General features: G+C 68.7%; 9 protein-coding genes and 1 pseudogene. 3 read left to right on the forward strand and 7 right to left on the reverse strand.

Going from position 1 to position 15,397, the window contains the following annotated elements; all coding sequences use genetic code 11:
- Nucleotides 1-28: 28 nt before the first annotated feature.
- Nucleotides 29-736 (reverse strand): GNAT family N-acetyltransferase, encoded by a 708-nt coding sequence (locus tag ACQEV8_RS02850; RefSeq protein ID WP_432957063.1) that lies wholly within the window; start codon nucleotides 734-736, stop codon nucleotides 29-31.
- A 279-nt stretch (nucleotides 737-1,015) separates the two neighbouring features.
- Here ACQEV8_RS02850 and ACQEV8_RS02855 point away from each other — a divergent pair, with 279 nt between their 5' ends.
- Nucleotides 1,016-1,408 carry a DUF6281 family protein gene (locus ACQEV8_RS02855; protein WP_432957065.1) on the forward strand — a complete coding sequence of 131 codons (393 nt, stop codon included), beginning with the start codon at nucleotides 1,016-1,018 and terminating at the stop codon, nucleotides 1,406-1,408.
- 215 nt (nucleotides 1,409-1,623) lie between these two features.
- Here the strand turns inward: ACQEV8_RS02855 and ACQEV8_RS02860 are convergent, their stop codons facing one another.
- The gene (locus ACQEV8_RS02860) at nucleotides 1,624-2,748 is read right to left on the reverse strand and encodes a PP2C family protein-serine/threonine phosphatase (protein WP_432972365.1); all 1,125 of its coding nucleotides are present in this window, start codon (nucleotides 2,746-2,748) and stop codon (nucleotides 1,624-1,626) included.
- Between the two features lie 195 nt (nucleotides 2,749-2,943).
- On the opposite strand from ACQEV8_RS02860, the gene ACQEV8_RS02865 reads away from it, so the two are divergent.
- A complete protein-coding gene (locus ACQEV8_RS02865; RefSeq protein WP_432957067.1) occupies nucleotides 2,944-5,685 on the forward strand; it encodes a SpoIIE family protein phosphatase in 2,742 nt (913 codons plus the stop codon).
- Nucleotides 5,686-6,167: 482 nt separating this feature from the next.
- On the opposite strand, the gene ACQEV8_RS02870 is transcribed toward ACQEV8_RS02865, so the two are convergent.
- Together ACQEV8_RS02870 and ACQEV8_RS02875 are read right to left on the reverse strand one after the other, a co-directional pair.
- Complete coding sequence (locus ACQEV8_RS02870) at nucleotides 6,168-7,538, reverse strand: RICIN domain-containing protein (RefSeq protein ID WP_432957069.1); 1,371 nt, start codon at nucleotides 7,536-7,538, stop codon at nucleotides 6,168-6,170.
- A 31-nt stretch (nucleotides 7,539-7,569) separates the two neighbouring features.
- A complete protein-coding gene (locus tag ACQEV8_RS02875; RefSeq protein WP_432957070.1) occupies nucleotides 7,570-8,997 on the reverse strand; it encodes an endo-1,4-beta-xylanase in 1,428 nt (475 codons plus the stop codon).
- A 777-nt stretch (nucleotides 8,998-9,774) separates the two neighbouring features.
- On the opposite strand from ACQEV8_RS02875, the gene ACQEV8_RS02880 reads away from it, so the two are divergent.
- Nucleotides 9,775-11,244, forward strand: coding sequence for a non-reducing end alpha-L-arabinofuranosidase family hydrolase (locus ACQEV8_RS02880; RefSeq protein WP_432957072.1), 1,470 nt, complete (start codon nucleotides 9,775-9,777; stop codon nucleotides 11,242-11,244).
- A gap of 240 nt (nucleotides 11,245-11,484) precedes the next feature.
- Here ACQEV8_RS02880 and ACQEV8_RS02885 read toward each other — a convergent pair whose 3' ends face one another.
- From ACQEV8_RS02885 to ACQEV8_RS02895, 3 genes and pseudogenes are all read right to left on the reverse strand, one after another.
- Complete coding sequence (locus ACQEV8_RS02885; RefSeq protein ID WP_432957074.1) at nucleotides 11,485-13,836, reverse strand: ABC transporter permease; 2,352 nt, start codon at nucleotides 13,834-13,836, stop codon at nucleotides 11,485-11,487.
- Nucleotides 13,833-14,524 (reverse strand): annotated as a pseudogene (locus tag ACQEV8_RS02890) (ABC transporter ATP-binding protein). Before ACQEV8_RS02890 ends, ACQEV8_RS02885 begins: the two are co-directional and overlap by 4 nt.
- A complete protein-coding gene (locus ACQEV8_RS02895) occupies nucleotides 14,521-15,045 on the reverse strand; it encodes a PadR family transcriptional regulator (RefSeq protein ID WP_432957076.1) in 525 nt (174 codons plus the stop codon). The pseudogene ACQEV8_RS02890 and the gene ACQEV8_RS02895 overlap by 4 nt, the downstream one beginning before the upstream one ends.
- Nucleotides 15,046-15,397 lie beyond the last annotated feature (352 nt).

Here is a 15,397-nt window from a genome sequence, read left to right on the forward strand (position 1 = left end):
TGAACGGCGCCGGGGTCCGCATGGATGCTCAGGGAGTGCGGAACCCGCGAAACGTCACGTGCTTCCGGGTTTCGAACCCGAGCCGCTCGTAGAGCGCGATCGCGCCGGTGTTCGCCTCGGCCACGTGCAGGAAGGGACGTTCCCCCCGACCCACGATGCGCGCGACGAGCGCGTGCACCAGACGGGCGGCATGGCCTCGACCCCGTGCCTCGGGAGCGGTGCAGACAGCGCTGATCTCGGTCCACCCAGGGGGCCGGAGCCGCTCCCCCGCCATCGCCACCAACGTGTCGCCGTCGCGGATGCCGAGATAGGTGCCGAGTTCATGGGTGCGTGGCCAGAACGGCCCCGGCCGGGTCCGCTCGACGAGACCGAGCATCCCCGGCATACTGCCGGCGCCCAGCTGGACCACGGCGGGATCGAGCTCGCCACGCGAAACATCCGGTCGGCCGTCGCCGGTCCAGATCATCTGGCGCCCTTCGAGGACGAAGACCGGCTCCCAGTCCGACGGCGGCATCGCCGGGCAGCTGAACATGTCAGCGAACTCGCCGGGCCCCAGCAGCCTGGCGAGGTCGCCCCACTCCTCCGAGTCCGCCTCCGCCGATACCGCGGAAAAGGTCGCGACTCCCGGCAGGTATGTGACAGCCCTGCCGAGCCTGCGAGCGAGATGCCCGTGGCGGCCGCGGAGCGATTCCCCCACCGGGTCGTCGAGTGCGACGACGTCGCGGAGACCCATCATCGTGCTGTGCCGCTCCTGAACCTGTGTCGAAGTCGGTCGCCCCTGACCGACCCGGCGTCATCGGGTGCCGGCGAACCATCGTAGTCACCTCCCCCGCGGTCGCCGCCGCCGGCCTGAGACGCATCGTCAAGCAGATGTGGGACAGCGTTACGGTGCGTCCTGTCCGCTTCACCACCCGCGATCACGACTTCACGATCAAGCCAGCCGGCCGATTGTCGAACGAATACGGCATGCGCTCCGTCGGAACTCATGAGGCCGGATCTACCGAGGGGGACGTTCATGAGCTGGGACAAGCGATCCGCGAGCGTGTTGCTGGCGGCAGCCGTAGCGGCGTCGGTTGCCGCCTGCACGTCGGAGGACGACAGCGCGGAGGGCGCGGCATCGTGCGTCTACCAGGTGACCTACGAAGGGCGCACCTACCGGGATGTGGCCGACGTGCAGTTCACGGTCGGCAGCGAACTCGGTACAGCGACCCAACCGCCATGCGACGACACCGGCGCTCAGAACAACGGCGAGATGCCGTCCACGACGGAGACCGCCTACTCAGTGGACGGCATCTCTCCGAAGATCGCCATCGCCGTCGGGGACGCACCCGAGGACGTGCGGTTCGTCGCGGTCCACTCCGGCGACGAACTTCCCCCCGAGGTGAAGAAGCTGATCGCCGGCCCATGAACAAGGTGCGAGGGGCGCAGCTGATCGGACGGGCCGCCCCTGACGCCTCACATCCGCACTCCCTCTCCGTCGGAACCGATCCGGTGCCTTGTGCCCTGAGAAAAGACTCGCACTCGGACGGGCATGCCTCCTGCGATCCGGGGCGGCCGGAACGGCGACGGCCGGCGGAGCGGGTACCCGAATGGGGCCCCGGGACACGACGGCGGGTCAGGACCTCAGCCCTCGGCTCCGGCGGCTCCCCGGTCCAGCGCGGTGGTGCGCCTCAGCGCGAGGGCCGCGATGTCGTCACCGAGCCTTCCGCCGCTGTGCCGGAGCAGATCCCGGTGCAGCTGGTCGAGCAGCTCGCGGGGGTGCTCCGTATCCTGCCGCCGCATCCAGTCCGGCAACGGGAAGAACCGGCCGGTGTGGTCCCGGGCCTCGGACACGCCATCCGTGTAGAGCAGCAATCGCTCGCCCGGGGCGAAGGCGACGACGTCGACCCAGTAGCGGTCACCGATGAGCGCTGCGAGGTTGAGGGGCGGGGAGGGGAGGGTGGGCTCCAGGACCCGGACGTTCCCGTCACGCTCGATCAGCGGTGGGGGATGTCCGCAGTTGAGAAGTCGTAGCCGGTCGCCACCGTGCGGGATCTCGGCGAGAAGAGCAGTGGCGAAGTGCTCGGGCTGGTCCTGGACGGGAAATGCGGCGCTGTGGCGCGTCACGGTGGTCTCCAGGCGGTGGACGATGCCCCGCAGGTCGGGCTCGTCGTAGGCGGCCTCCCTGAAGCAGCTGATCACCGCCGAGGCAGCCCCTACTGCGGACAGGCCCTTGCCCCGTACGTCGCCTATGAGCAGCCGGACCCCGTACGGTGTACCGATCGCCTCGTAGAAGTCGCCGCCGATCCGGGCCTGTTCCTGGGCTGCCAGATACAGCGATTCGATCTCGACGCCCTCGATGCGGCGCGGCAGGGGGCGTAGCAGTACCTTCTGGGCCGCGTCGGCGACGAGGCGGAGCTGGAAGAGCATCTCCTCCCGCTGAAGTCGGACATGACTGCCGTATGCGGCCGCCAAGGTGACGGCGATGATCGCTGCCGACGTGTACTGCGTCCCCAGATCGGTATGGAAGAAGCTGAGGACGATCATGAGCAGGAGGCAGAACGCCCCCAGCACCATCGTGGGGAGCACGGGCCACATCGCGGCCGCAAGGGCGGGCGCGGCGGGCAGCAGGCGGCTGAAGGCGATCTCCCTGGGGGTGGAGAACGCGAGGGCGGCGATGAGAACGGTCAGAACAAAGGGCGACAGCCTGGCAGCCTCCCATCGGCCGCTGTAGGCGGGGCGACGGCGCCACAGCCGTGCAGGCGTGATCACAAAAGCATCATATCGACCTAATTAGACACTGGGCGCGGAGGGATCACGCGTCGCGCGCGTGATTTCGGGACGGAAGGCCCGCCCGGAGGGGCCGAGGCCATACGACACACAGCCGCACGGATGTTCGAGATCAGCCACACAAGGATGGGGCGTGCCCTGGCCACTTGGGATCACCGGTGTTAAAAAGGTCGCATGGCGAGTCTTTTCGCCCGTTTTCAACGCCTATCGGTTAAGCGTCTGATCAGCAAGAGCACGCGGAGCGTAGCCGGGCAGGTGTTGGTTTTCCAGGTGGCCCTGGTGGTGCTGCTCGTAGCCTGCGGTGTCTTCGCCCTCATTCTGCAGTCGGAGCGGGACACCAGCGCCGAGGCAAGGCGCCGCTCCACGGCCGTGGCACAGACCTTCGCGCATTCGCCGGGTGTCCTGGCGGCATTGCGGACCCCGGACCCCAGCAAGATCCTCCAGCCGCTCACCGAAGCGGCACGCCGGGCCGCCGACGTCGACTTCATCGTGGTCATGGACACCGAGGGCATCCGGTACACGCACCCCTTGCCGGACCGCATCGGTAAACGGTTCGTGGGTGAGATCGGACCGTCGCTGGCGGGGAAGCTCTACGTGGAGAGCGTCGACGGCCCGCTGGGTCGTGAGGTGCAGGCCACGGTGCCGATCAAGAACGCCGACAGTGAGGTCGTGGGGATCGTCTCGGCCGGGATGCAGGTCGAGAACGTCGAAAGTCAGTTGGCCCGGCAACTACCGATCATCCTGGGCGCGGGGGCCGGAGCGCTCCTGTTGTCCATCGGCGTGACGGCACTGCTGGGCAGGCGGCTGCGACGGCAGACCCACAGCCTGGCCCCGGACGAGATGTCCCTGATGTACGAGCACCACGACACAGTGCTCCACTCCGTTCGGGAAGGGGTGCTGATCGTGGCCGCCGACGGACGGGTGATGCTGGCGAACGACGAGGCCAGACGACTGCTGGAGCTGCCCCGGGACATCGAGGGGCGGCTCGTCTCGGAACTGCCCGGACTCGACCCCGAGACGAAGGCACTGCTCGCCTCCGGGCGCGAGGCCACCGACGAGGTGCACCTTGCGGGAGAGCGACTGATCGCGGTCAACCAGCGGCCCACGAGTCGCGAGGGTGGCCCCAGGGAAACGGTGGTGACACTGCGCGACTCCACCGAGCTGCAAGCGGTGACGGGCAGGGCGGAGGTGGCTCGGGAGCGGCTCAGGCTGCTGTACGACGCCGGACTCCACATCGGTACCACCCTGGACGTGCTGCGCACCGCCGACGAGTTGGCACGGGTCCCCATTCCCCGCTTCGCGGACTTCGTCACCGTGGACCTGGCCGACGCGGTCCTGCACGGCGAGGAGCCGGCCCCCACGGGGACGGACATGCGACGCGCGGCCGTGTCCGGCATCGTGGACAACCATCCGCTCACCGAACAGGGCCGGCTTTTCGACTATCTGCCCTCCACACCGCAGGCGCGCGGCTACGGCAGCGGCCGCTCCCAGTTGGTGAGCGATCTGCCGAGCGCCACGGGCTGGCGCGTGCAGGACCCGGAGCGGGCCAAGGCGATCATCGACTACGGCATCCACTCCCTCATCACCGCCCCCATCCAGGCCCGCGGCGTCGTGCTGGGCATGGCCACCTTCTGGCGCACGCGACAGCATGAGCGCTTCAACGAAGAGGACGTGTCGCTGGCGGAGGAGTTGGTGGCCCGTGCCGCGATAAGCATCGACAACGCCCGCCGCTACACCCGCGAGCACACCCTGGCCGTCACCCTCCAGCGCAGCCTGCTGCCGCAGGCCATGCCCGAGCAGAACGCCCTCGACATCGCCTACCGCTACCTCCCGGCCCAGTCGGGCGTGGGCGGAGACTGGTTCGACGTGATTCCCATGCCGGGCAGCCGGGTGGCACTGGCCGTCGGCGACGTGGTCGGCCACGGCCTCCACGCCGCCGCCACGATGGGACGGCTGCGTACCGCGGTGCACAACTTCTCCGCCCTCGATCTGCCACCCGACGAGCTGCTGAGCCATCTGGACGACCTGGTCGGAAGCATCGACCAGAACGAGACGGCTCAGAGCGCGGCGGGCGTCGTGGGCGCCACTTGCCTGTACGGGATCTACGACCCCGTGACGCGCCGCTACGTCATGGCACGGGCTGGGCATCTGGCGCCCGCGCTGGTCCGGCCCGACGGAACCGTCACTTTCCCGGACGTGCCCGCCGGTCCACCCCTGGGCCTCGGCGGCATGCCGTTCCAGACCGCGGAGCTGTGTCTCGCTGAGGGGACCCAGCTCGTCCTGTACACCGACGGCCTCATCGAGGACCGCAGGCGCGACCTGGACGTGGGAATGGAGCTGCTGCGCGATGCGCTCACCGGCCATCCCGGCCGGCCGCCCGAGGAGACCTGCCAGGACGTGCTGGACAGGGTGCTCCCCGGGCGTCCCAAGGACGACGTCGCCCTGCTCGTCGCCCGCACGCGGCAACTGCCGCCCGACCGGATCGCCGACTGGGACGTGCCACCGGATCCCGCCGCCGTCGCGGGTATGCGCGACGCCGTGTCCCAAAAGCTCGAAGCGTGGGGCCTCTCAGAGTTCGGCTTCACCATGGAGCTCATCCTGAGCGAGCTCATCACCAACGCCATCCGCTACGGCTCCGGGCCGATCCACGTGCGACTGATCCGCGACCGTGCGCTGATCTGCGAAGTGGCTGACGGCAGCAGCACCTCACCGCATCTGCGGTACGCCGCGTCGACGGACGAGGGTGGCCGGGGCCTGTTCCTGGTGTCGCAGATGACTGAGCGCTGGGGCACCCGGTACTCCCCGCAGGGCAAGGTGATCTGGGCTGAGCAGGCCCTGCCCGAGGCCATGCGGCGGCCTTCCCCGAGTCCGGCCGACGCGGACACACCCCTGGACGATGAGGCAGCCGACCCGTGATTGAGGTCGGGGCCGGTCTCCAGGCAGCGGGCCGGTGCGCGGAGCCAGTCGTCGACGTGTGGCACGTCCGCGGCTACGGCCCCTCGCGCACACTGCCGGGATCGGAACCGTCACCGATCTGCCCGGATGCTGGGCGATTCCCGCGAGCGGGGACGCACAGGCCCCGGCCCCGGTCGCTCCGGCACCTCGCCCTGGGACCCCGAAGCACCACCCGCAACGCCGTCGAGCGGGGCCGATCCAGGCTGGAAGCGGGCTGAGCCGCACTGAGTTCCAAGCCCGCGGACCGCAAGCCTCGCGGCAGGGTACGGCAACAGCACTTCGCATCGGTGCGGGAATTCGCCGCCGACGCGAGGGCGGCACCACATCCGGCCGACGAGGCCTGGTCGCTCCATGGGGACGAAGCCTCCGACTTCCTTCTTCCCACGGCCTGTTCGCCGGTCCTCACCGGTCCGAAGGCGTGGGCGTTCCCTGGTGCGGGCCTGTCACTGGAACTGTGCGAAGAACCTCCAGATCTCTGCCTTGGTCCAAGTGGTGACGCCGCTTTCGCCGGAGGAGCCGTCGACCGGACCGGGTATGTGGCCTCCGTCGAACGCGGCCCATTGGACCGGGTATCCGGTACGGCAGCCCGAGTAGCTGGTGGTGATGTGCGTTCGGCTGCCCGGCGCGGGCTCGCGCGGGCCTTGGGAGGTGCAGCCGTTGTTGCTGACGAATCTGTCGCGCAGGGACCGTCCTTGCGCGATGTTGAGGACGGAGTCGCTGATGCCGTGGATTCCGAAGTAGGCGATGGGCTGGGTCCCGCCACTGCACCCGCTGATCTGAGCGCCGGAGATGACCGCGACGGCCCTGAAGACGTTGGCCCGGCTGCAAGCGAGTGCGTAGCTCATGCCGCCGCCCCAGCTGAATCCCGTGGCGAAGCGCTGTGCCGGGTTGACACAGAGGCCGCCCTCGATGCGCCGGATCATGTCGTCGACGAAGGTTATGTCCTCACCGCCGGAATTGGCCCAGCCGTTGCCGAGGCCCTGGGGGGCGACGAGGATCGCGGTGTTCTTCGACTGTTCCTGTTGGCCGTAGTAGGACCAGGCGTTCCCGCTCGTGCCGCCCGAGGCGACGTCGCGGGCGGTTCCGCCCCGCCAGTGGAACGCGAAGATCAACCGGTAGGGGTGGCTGTCGTCGTAGTCTGCGGGAACCCTGAGGATGAAGCTGCGGCTCTTACCGCCGCTCTGGATCGTGTGCGTACCGCTTGCCAGGGTCGGGGCGCTGCCGCATCCGCCGCCGCCACCGGACGACAGCTTGATCATCTGCCATTGCTGATTGGCGCCGCCCCAGTCGGTGTACTGGACGACGTTGCCTCCGTCGGCCGTGGAGGCGCCCTGAACCTCCACCGCCTTGCCGCTGCCTCGGTTGATCAGCCGGACGTGGCCCGCTTCGGAGTCGGCCAGGCGGAACTGCTGGTTGGCCCCGTTGTGGTCGGCCCATTGCTGGATCGCGGCACCGTCGGCGCTCGAGGCGCCGGCCACGTCGAGAACCTTGCCCGAGTGCCGGGCCTTGAGCCGGTAGAAGCCGCCGCCGGAGTCCATGAACTGCCACTGCTGGCTGGCTCCGTCGTCGCGCGTCCACTGGCTGACCCGCGCGCCGTCGGCGGTGGGCGCGCCAGAGACGTCCAGGGCCTTGCCGCTGTTGCGATTGACCAGGACGTACCAGGCACGGGTGTCCACCGTCGCCGCCTCGGCGGGCGCCGGATTCACCACGGCGAGCATGCCGATCGCGAGGGCCGCCGCCACCACGGCGGCGACCCGGGAGCACCAGCGGTGTCTTTGGGGAGGGGCGGGAGAAACCGCCCGGTAGGTCTTCATCGAGTCACCCCTTCGTCTGTGGCGGGTCCCATCAGGTGCGGGTCCAGCGTTGGTTGCTGCCGTTCGAGCAGGAGTAGAGCTGGATCAGGGTGCCGTTGGCGGTGCCGCCTGCGACGGTGTCGAGGCAGAGGCCGGACTGGACGCCGACGATGGTTCCGTCGGAGTTGAGGCGCCATTTCTGGTTGTCGCCGCCCCAGCAGCTGTAGATCTGGACTTTGGTGCCGTTGCCGGTGCCGGCGGCGTCCAGGCACTTGTTGCCGTAGACCCTGAGCTCGCCGGCGGCGGTGTACGTCCACTGCTGGTTGGTGCCGTTGTGGCAGTCCCACAGGTGGAGCTGGGTGCCGTCGGTGGTAGTGGTGCCGGGCACGTCCAGGCAGCGGCCCGAACCGGCGCCCTTGACCGTTCCGGAACCCGAAGGGGGCGTGGTGGTACCGCCGTTGAGTGCGTTGAGGACGGCGGTGTAGGCGGGCTTCTTGCTGCCGTCGCGGTTGAACAGCAGCGGTGTGTGCTCCGGTCGCCAGGAGTCGCTGTCGCGCACGCCCCAGACGGTGATGCCGAGGCAGCGCGGGACAGCCAGGCAGTCGTTGGTCACGTTGGCGTAGGTCGTGGCCGAGGCGCCCTGGATGTCGAGTTCGGTGATGGCCACGTCGACGCCGAGGGCGGCGAAGTTCTGCAGGGTGGTGCGGAAGTTGCTGTTGTAGGGGCTGCCGCTGTTGAAGTGCGACTGGAAGCCGACGCAGTCGATCGGTACGCCGCGCTGCTTGAAGTCCCGGACCATGGCGTACATGGCCTGGGTCTTGGCCCAGGTCCAGTTCTCGACGTTGTAGTCGTTGTAGCAGAGCTTGGCGGCCGGGTCGGCGGCGCGCGCGGTGCGGAAGGCGACCTCGATCCAGTCGTTGCCGGTGCGCTGCAGGTTGGAGTCGCGCCGGGCTCCCGAACTGCCGTCGGCGAACGCCTCGTTCACGACGTCCCACTGGGCGATCTTGCCCTTGTAGTGGGCCATCACGCCGTTGATGTGGCCGATCATCGCCTGCCGCAGCGCGCTGCCGCTGAGGCTCTGCATCCAGCCGGGCTGCTGGGAGTGCCAGGCCAGGGTGTGGCCGCGCACCCGCTTGCCGTTCTGCACCGCCCAGTTGAAGACGCGGTCACCTGCGGTGAAGTTGAACTGACCCCGCTGCGGTTCGGTGGCGTCGATCTTCATCTCGTTCTCGGCCGTGACCGAGTTGAACTCACGGCCCGCGATCGTCGTGTACGCCGAGTCGCCCAGCCTGCCCGAGGCGATGGCGGTGCCGAAGTAGCGGCCGCTCTGCGCCGCAGCGGCGCCGAGCGTGTTCTCGGCGGCGTGCGCGGTCGGCGGCGCGACCAGTGCGGCGGCGCCGAGGACGCCGACCACCGGCGCCAACAGCAGGCTGCGGATCTTCCGGCGGACAACCGCTCTGGGAAGGGCATACGAGCCCATGGCTGTGCCTCCAAGGTAGAGATCACGGAAGGACTGAAGCGAAGGGAACGCGTCGTCCGCTCCCACACGGCAGACGGACGGGGCGGACAGGAACCCGGGCAGCCCGGGATCACCAACCACCGGGGTCATGAGACCGGGACGATCTCAACCACACGGACGGCACGCGGTCGGCCGTTGCGTGACACACGGCGGGCAGCGGTGTTTCGACACAGGCATGGGGCGCTCCATCGCGGCTCAGCCGGGGGCCGCCTCGCGGCGTCGCGTACCTCTCCATTTGTGCGGAGAGCCAGGATGCGCTGGTGCGAACCTCACCGGAACGTGACGGGGTGGCGCAGGTGCTTCGGTGCTCTCGACTCGCTTCGATATCTCGAACTACGGCCGGGTTCTCAGACAGGGAGATTGAGGTATTGACGATGGATCGTCAATACTCACCGCAAGAGAAGTTTCGGTTCCTCGTCCGAAACTTTCCAGGCCTCCTGGCGAGCCGGACGGCGCACACTCGGCGACGTCGTCGACGGATGCCGTAGAGCCGGGGCCGGGCCGAGGGCACGAACGCCGCCCACTCGCCCCCTCCCCTCATGCGCAGACACCTTGAGGAACTGTTTGTGGACAGATCGGCGACAGGCCTTGACCAGACGGCCTCGCATTCCTAGCTTGTGGCGTCAAAGCTTCCGGGAATTCTTCGAAATGTTTCGAGATCGCCTCTGCCTCCTGGCAGTCCGCTCTGCGGTTCATCGCGGTCACCTCACCCCCACCCCCTCGAAGGAGTGCCCTCTGATGCGGTTTCGCCATCCGTCCCTGGTCCGTCCAAGACACTTACTCGCCGTGCTCGCGCCCTTGCTGCTCGTGGCCACCCTCCTCGGTGCCCAGCCGGCCGGCGCGGCGACCATAGACCCCAACGCCTCGTATGTGCTGGTCAACCGCAACAGCGGCAAAGCCCTGGATGTCCACAACATGGCGACCGGCGACGGGGCTCGCATCACCCAGTGGACCAGGAACGATCAGAACCAGCAGCAGTGGCAGTTCGTCGATTCCGGGGGCGGCTACTACCGCATCAAGTCCCGCCACTCGGGCAAGGTGCTCGACGTCCACAACTGGTCCACCGCGAACGGCGGCTCGATCGTCCAGTGGGCCGACCTGAACGGCACCAACCAGCAGTGGCGGCCGGCCGACAGCTCGGACGGCTACGTAAGGCTCATCTCCCGCCACAGCAACAAGACCCTCGAAGTGCAAGGCGCAGCCACCGCCGACAACGCGAACATCGTCCAGTACGACGACTGGGGCGGCACCAACCAGCAGTGGCAGCTCGTCAAGGTCGGCGCCGACAACCCCGGCCCGTGTGATCTTCCATCGACATACCGCTGGACATCAACGGGCGCGCTGGCGCAGCCCAAACAGGGGTGGGTCTCGCTCAAGGACTTCACCGTCGTCCCCTACAACGGCAGGCAACTCGTCTATGCGACGACGCACGACACGGGGACGAAGTGGGGTTCGATGAACTTCGGCCTGTTCACCAACTGGCCGGAGATGGCCTCGGCCAGTCAGAACACGATGTCGACTTCCACCGTCGCGCCCACGCTCTTCTACTTCGCGCCGAAGAACATCTGGGTGCTCGCCTACCAGTGGGGCGGAACCGCCTTCTCCTACCGGACGTCGAGCGACCCCACCAACCCGAACGGCTGGTCGTCCCAGCAGGTGCTCTTCTCCGGAAGCATCTCCGATTCCGGCACGGGGCCCATCGACCAAACGCTCATCGGTGACGGGACGAACATGTACCTGTTCTTCGCCGGTGACAACGGCAAGATCTACCGGGCCAGTATGCCGATCGGGAATTTCCCGGGCAGCTTCGGCGCGACCTCGACCGTGGTCATGAGCGACACGAAGAACAACTTGTTCGAAGCCCCGCAGGTCTACAAGCTGCAGGGCCAGAACCGCTACCTCATGATCGTCGAAGCGATCGGTGCGCAGGGCCACCGCTACTTCCGCTCGTTCACGGCCACCAGTCTGAACGGCTCATGGACGCCCCAGGCCGCGACCGAGAGCAATCCCTTCGCCGGCAAGGCCAACAGCGGCGCCACCTGGACCAACGACATCAGCCATGGCGAACTGATCCGCACCAGCCCCGATCAGACCATGACCGTCGATCCCTGCAATCTGCAGCTGCTCTACCAGGGACGCAGCCCCAACTCAGGCGGCGACTACGGCCTCCTGCCCTACCGTCCGGGTCTGCTGACACTGCGGCGCTGACGGCGTGACACGAGTCCGGCTCCGGGATGGAGCCGGCGTGGCGGGCTCGGCGGAAAGTCGTGCCCGCCCGGGTCACGCGACAACGTCAGGGCGCATACGGCGGCGGCGCGCGGGGCGGGCAGCGTGCACCAGGCACAGGACCGCGCACCATGAACCGATGCGGTGACCGGGGCTTGCCCGCGTGCAGGGGGTGGGTTCCTCCTGGCAGGAGGAACCCACCCGCTGGGGATGTGTGTGGGGTTATTCGGTGCGCAGGCCCGCTGGGCGCATCATCCGCAGCAACGGCGGGAGGCTGAGCAGCGTGACCACGCCGACCACGGCAGCGCCCACGCCAGTCATGGTCAGGACGCTCGCCCAGTCCATGGCCACCGGTGTACGGGTCATCTTCAGCAGCACCGAGCCGAGGGTGACACCCACCGTTGTGGCCAGGACGAGGCCGAGTCCGACCGGGAGGGCCGTCTGCCACAGGACCGACAGGCCGAGTGTGCGGCGCCGGGTGCCGAAGGCGACCAGCGCGGAGAGCAGCTTCTTGCGTTCGCGCAGCTGTTCCAACTGGGAGACCAGCAGGCTCGCTCCGATCAGTGCCAGCACGAAGGCGGAGCCGACGAACAGGCCGGTGCGGATGGAGGTGTACTTGGCGTTCTCCTGGGACGCCGACCAGCCGTAGGTCTGCGCCATGGGGTCGAGGCGGGCTGCGACGTTGCGGACGTACTCGCGTGAGTCCGGCACCGAGGGGTCCAGCCGCAGGTAGACGCCGTCCGAGATCACCGCGGGCGCGGCCGCCCGGGGCAGGGCGGCGGGGGTGACCAGCATGCTGTTGTAGTCCTGCAGTGAGTCCTTGCGCGCGTCCACCGCCCGAAGGTTCGCCGGAACGGTCCAGGGCACCTCGATGCCGCGGTCGCTGCCGTCGTACGACGGTTCGATGTAGACCTGCCGGCCGGGCTTCAGCAGGGCGCGTTCGGACGCGGTGTCGGGGTTCGCGGAGCCGCTGCGTGGTCGCGTGACGAACACGTCACCGTCCTTGCAGGAGGGCAGGGTGGCGAGCTCGCGCAGTGCGGCGCAGGTGGCCACGGTCATACTGTCGCTGTACTCGGGGTCGCGACGTCCGTCCCCGTACTCGGCGCGGGCCAGGGCGACCGCGGCCCGTACGCCCTTGGCGCCGGCGAACTCGCTCTCGACGCCGGACAGTTGCTTGGGTCCGCTGAACTCGACCTGCATCTGGACCCGGCTCGGGTCCTGACCGGTGCTCTCGGTGTACTGGCTCTGCGTCCCGGTGAAGAGCATCTGCAGCGCGATCGCCCCTGCCACCGCCACGGCGATGCCGTTGACCATGCGGGCGGCGGTGCCGCTGCTCAACTGCAGCCTTCGCACAGCCAGTTGCCAGGACAGCGAGCCCTTCCCGAGCCGGACCACGACGGCCTCCACCACCCAGGGCAGCAGGGCGGTGATGCCGATCAGCAACATCAGGACGCCGCCGATGACAAGGTATTGGTTGAACTCTCCGTTCTTGTGGCCCTGGCCGATCATCGGGTAGAGCATCCCGAGGCCGGCCAGCGGCGGCAGCAGTCGCCACCACAGCCGGCGGCGGCGCTGTTTGGCCGAGCGCACGACACCGAGGGGTTCGACGACCACGCCTCGCATCGCGAGCAGCGTGACGAGTACGGCGGCGACCGGCACCGCCACCGCGACCAGCGCGGCGAGCGCGGGAGCGGGGTCGAGGTAGCTGGGCCAGACGCTCACGCCCAGCAACGTGCCGGAGCCCAGTTTCTGACGGCTGAGCAGGAAGAAGCCGGTGCCGACGACCAGGCCCAAAAGCGCCCCCGCCAGCGCTTCGCCCGCCGCGATCCGCCGGGTCATCCCCCGGTCTGAGCCGACCAGGCGCAGCGCGGCGAGCCGGCGGTCGCGGCGGTCGCCGCCGAAGCGGACGGCGGCGGCGATGAACACGGCGACCGGCGTCAGCAACGCCACGAACACCACGAGGACCATGAGCAGCAGCACCGGGTCGGTCTTCTCGGGCGAGGTGAGATCGTCCGGTTTGCCGAACCGGTTCAGCCGCGTCACCAGGGTGGAATCCGTGAGCTTCAGCCCCGAGGCGCCCGCGTAGTAGACCAGTTCGTGCGAGCCGACCAGCCCGCTCTCGCCGATCGTGCCGGTGACCTTGTACGGCAGACGCTCCCGCAGCAGATTCGCGTCGTCCGACTCCAGTATGTCCTTGAGCGCGGGGGAGACCAGCATCTCGCCCTTGTCCGGGAAGCGGTCGACCCCCGGGGGCAGCGGCGCCCGCCCGCCCTCGGGTTCGACCAGCCGGCCCAGGACGTCGACATCGCGCCAGGTGGTGTTAGCGCCGGCGACCAGGAGAGTGTCGTCGCCCTTGGGCGGAACGTTCTGGCCGTACAGGTTGACGTAGCGGGCGTCGTTCACCTCGCCGCGGGAGGCGAGCACGTTGGGCACCGCGCTGCACAGCAGGAGCAGGGCCACACCGAGGCCGACGCCGACCGCCGTCAGCGAGGTCCGGACCCAGCCCTCGCGGCCGCCGGTGACGGCGAACCGGGCTCCCATGGCCAGGTCCACGGCCCACTGTCGCGGACTCATACGGCGCGCTCCATGTCCCGGGACCTGCCGTCGCGTACGACGACCTCGCGGTCGGAGAACGCGGCCACCCGTGCCTCGTGGGTGACGAGGACGACGGCGGCGTTGGCGGAGCGGGCCGCCTGGGTGAGCAGTTCCATCACGCGCTCACCGTTGTAGGAGTCGAGCGCGCCGGTCGGTTCGTCGGCGAACACCACCCGGGGTTCGTGACCAGCGCGCGGGCCACGGCGACGCGCTGGCCCTGGCCGCCGGAGACCTCACCGGGCCGTTTGCCCTTCAGGTCGTCGACCTCCAGGCGTTCCATCCAGCCGAGCGCCGCCCGCTCCGCTTCCTTGCGGGAGGACCCGTTCAGCCTGAGCGGCAGGGCGACGTTCTCCACGCAGGTCAGTTCCGGCACGAGCTGCCCGAACTGGAACACGAAGCCGAACTCGGAGCGGCGCAACGCGCTGCGCTGGGCGTCGCTCATCGTCGTCATCTCACGCCCGTTGTAGGTGATCGACCCGGAGTCGGGCGGCAGGATGCCGGCGAGGCAGTGCAGCAGCGTCGACTTACCGGAGCCGGAGGGGCCCATGACCGCGACGACCTCGCCGGGGTGGATGGAGAACCCGGCGCCGTCGAGGGCGTGGGTGTGCCCGTAGGTCTTGCGCAGGTCCTGCCCGGTGAGCAGGGATCCAGGGGGAGATGTGGTCATCGGGCTACGGCCTCACGAAGTTTGTCGAGTCGGGCGGCGGTCAGCTCCAGCCAGCGCAGATCCGCCTCCAGGTGGAAGAGTGCGTGGTCGCAGATCAGCTGATCCGCCAGATCGCCCGTGCGCTTGCGGTCGGTCAGGACGCGCATGCTGCGCAGGTGCTCGGAGCGTTGGGTGTAGAGAATGTCGGCGGCGTCCCGGTGGGTGAGCAGTGCGAGTACGACCCTGGTGTAGAGGGCCGACTGGAGGTACTCTTCCGGCTTCTGCGGGGTCGCGAGCCACCGCCCCACGTCGGTGATGCCGGCGTCGGTGATCGCGTAGCGCTTGCGCTCGGGGCCGCCGCCGGCCTCGGTCCCGTCGACCTCGACGAGTCCGTTCTTCAGCAGGCGGGACATCGTCGAGTAGACCTGGCCGTAATGCAGCGGCCGGCCTTGACCGAACTTCTCGTCGAAGGCCCGCTTCAGGTCGTAACCGTGCCGCGGGCCGGACTCAAGGATCCCTAAAAGGGTGTGACCGATGGACATGCCGAGCACTCTACACACCGTGTATACGCAACATGTATACACCGAGTGTTTAGCTCATGGCAGGGCGTACGGTGGCGCAGGTCAGGGAGGCGGAAATTCCGATCATCACGGTTCGGAAACAGGCAGCGAGGCGGGCTCGCACTCCCGGCGAGGTGAGGCGGCGCGTTGCCTCTGTGTCGGGGGCGTCCCGGAGCACGAGAGCCGCGGCATCCTCGACATCGCGACACCTGGGCGTCGAAGGGCGTGCCCTTGCTGCCGTAGGCACCTTCAACTCCTCGGTGGGCAGCGGTGCCTGGGCTCTACGTGAAGAAGGTGAACCGGCAGGCCGACCGGCTGGAACGGCAGGCCGGCT

Source organism: Streptomyces sp. CA-179760 (assembly GCF_050937045.1).
Classification (GTDB): domain Bacteria; phylum Actinomycetota; class Actinomycetes; order Streptomycetales; family Streptomycetaceae; genus Streptomyces.

Coding starts and splice junctions, on each gene's coding strand:
- ACQEV8_RS02875 (WP_432957070.1), bottom strand. CDS start 8,997: ATGGGCTCGTATGCCCTTCCCAGAGCGGTTGTCCGCCGGAAGATCCGC.
- ACQEV8_RS02870 (WP_432957069.1), bottom strand. CDS start 7,538: ATGAAGACCTACCGGGCGGTTTCTCCCGCCCCTCCCCAAAGACACCGC.
- ACQEV8_RS02865 (WP_432957067.1), top strand. CDS start 2,944: ATGGCGAGTCTTTTCGCCCGTTTTCAACGCCTATCGGTTAAGCGTCTG.
- ACQEV8_RS02850 (WP_432957063.1), bottom strand. CDS start 736: ATGATGGGTCTCCGCGACGTCGTCGCACTCGACGACCCGGTGGGGGAA.
- ACQEV8_RS02895 (WP_432957076.1), bottom strand. CDS start 15,045: ATGTCCATCGGTCACACCCTTTTAGGGATCCTTGAGTCCGGCCCGCGG.
- ACQEV8_RS02885 (WP_432957074.1), bottom strand. CDS start 13,836: ATGAGTCCGCGACAGTGGGCCGTGGACCTGGCCATGGGAGCCCGGTTC.
- ACQEV8_RS02855 (WP_432957065.1), top strand. CDS start 1,016: ATGAGCTGGGACAAGCGATCCGCGAGCGTGTTGCTGGCGGCAGCCGTA.
- ACQEV8_RS02880 (WP_432957072.1), top strand. CDS start 9,775: ATGCGGTTTCGCCATCCGTCCCTGGTCCGTCCAAGACACTTACTCGCC.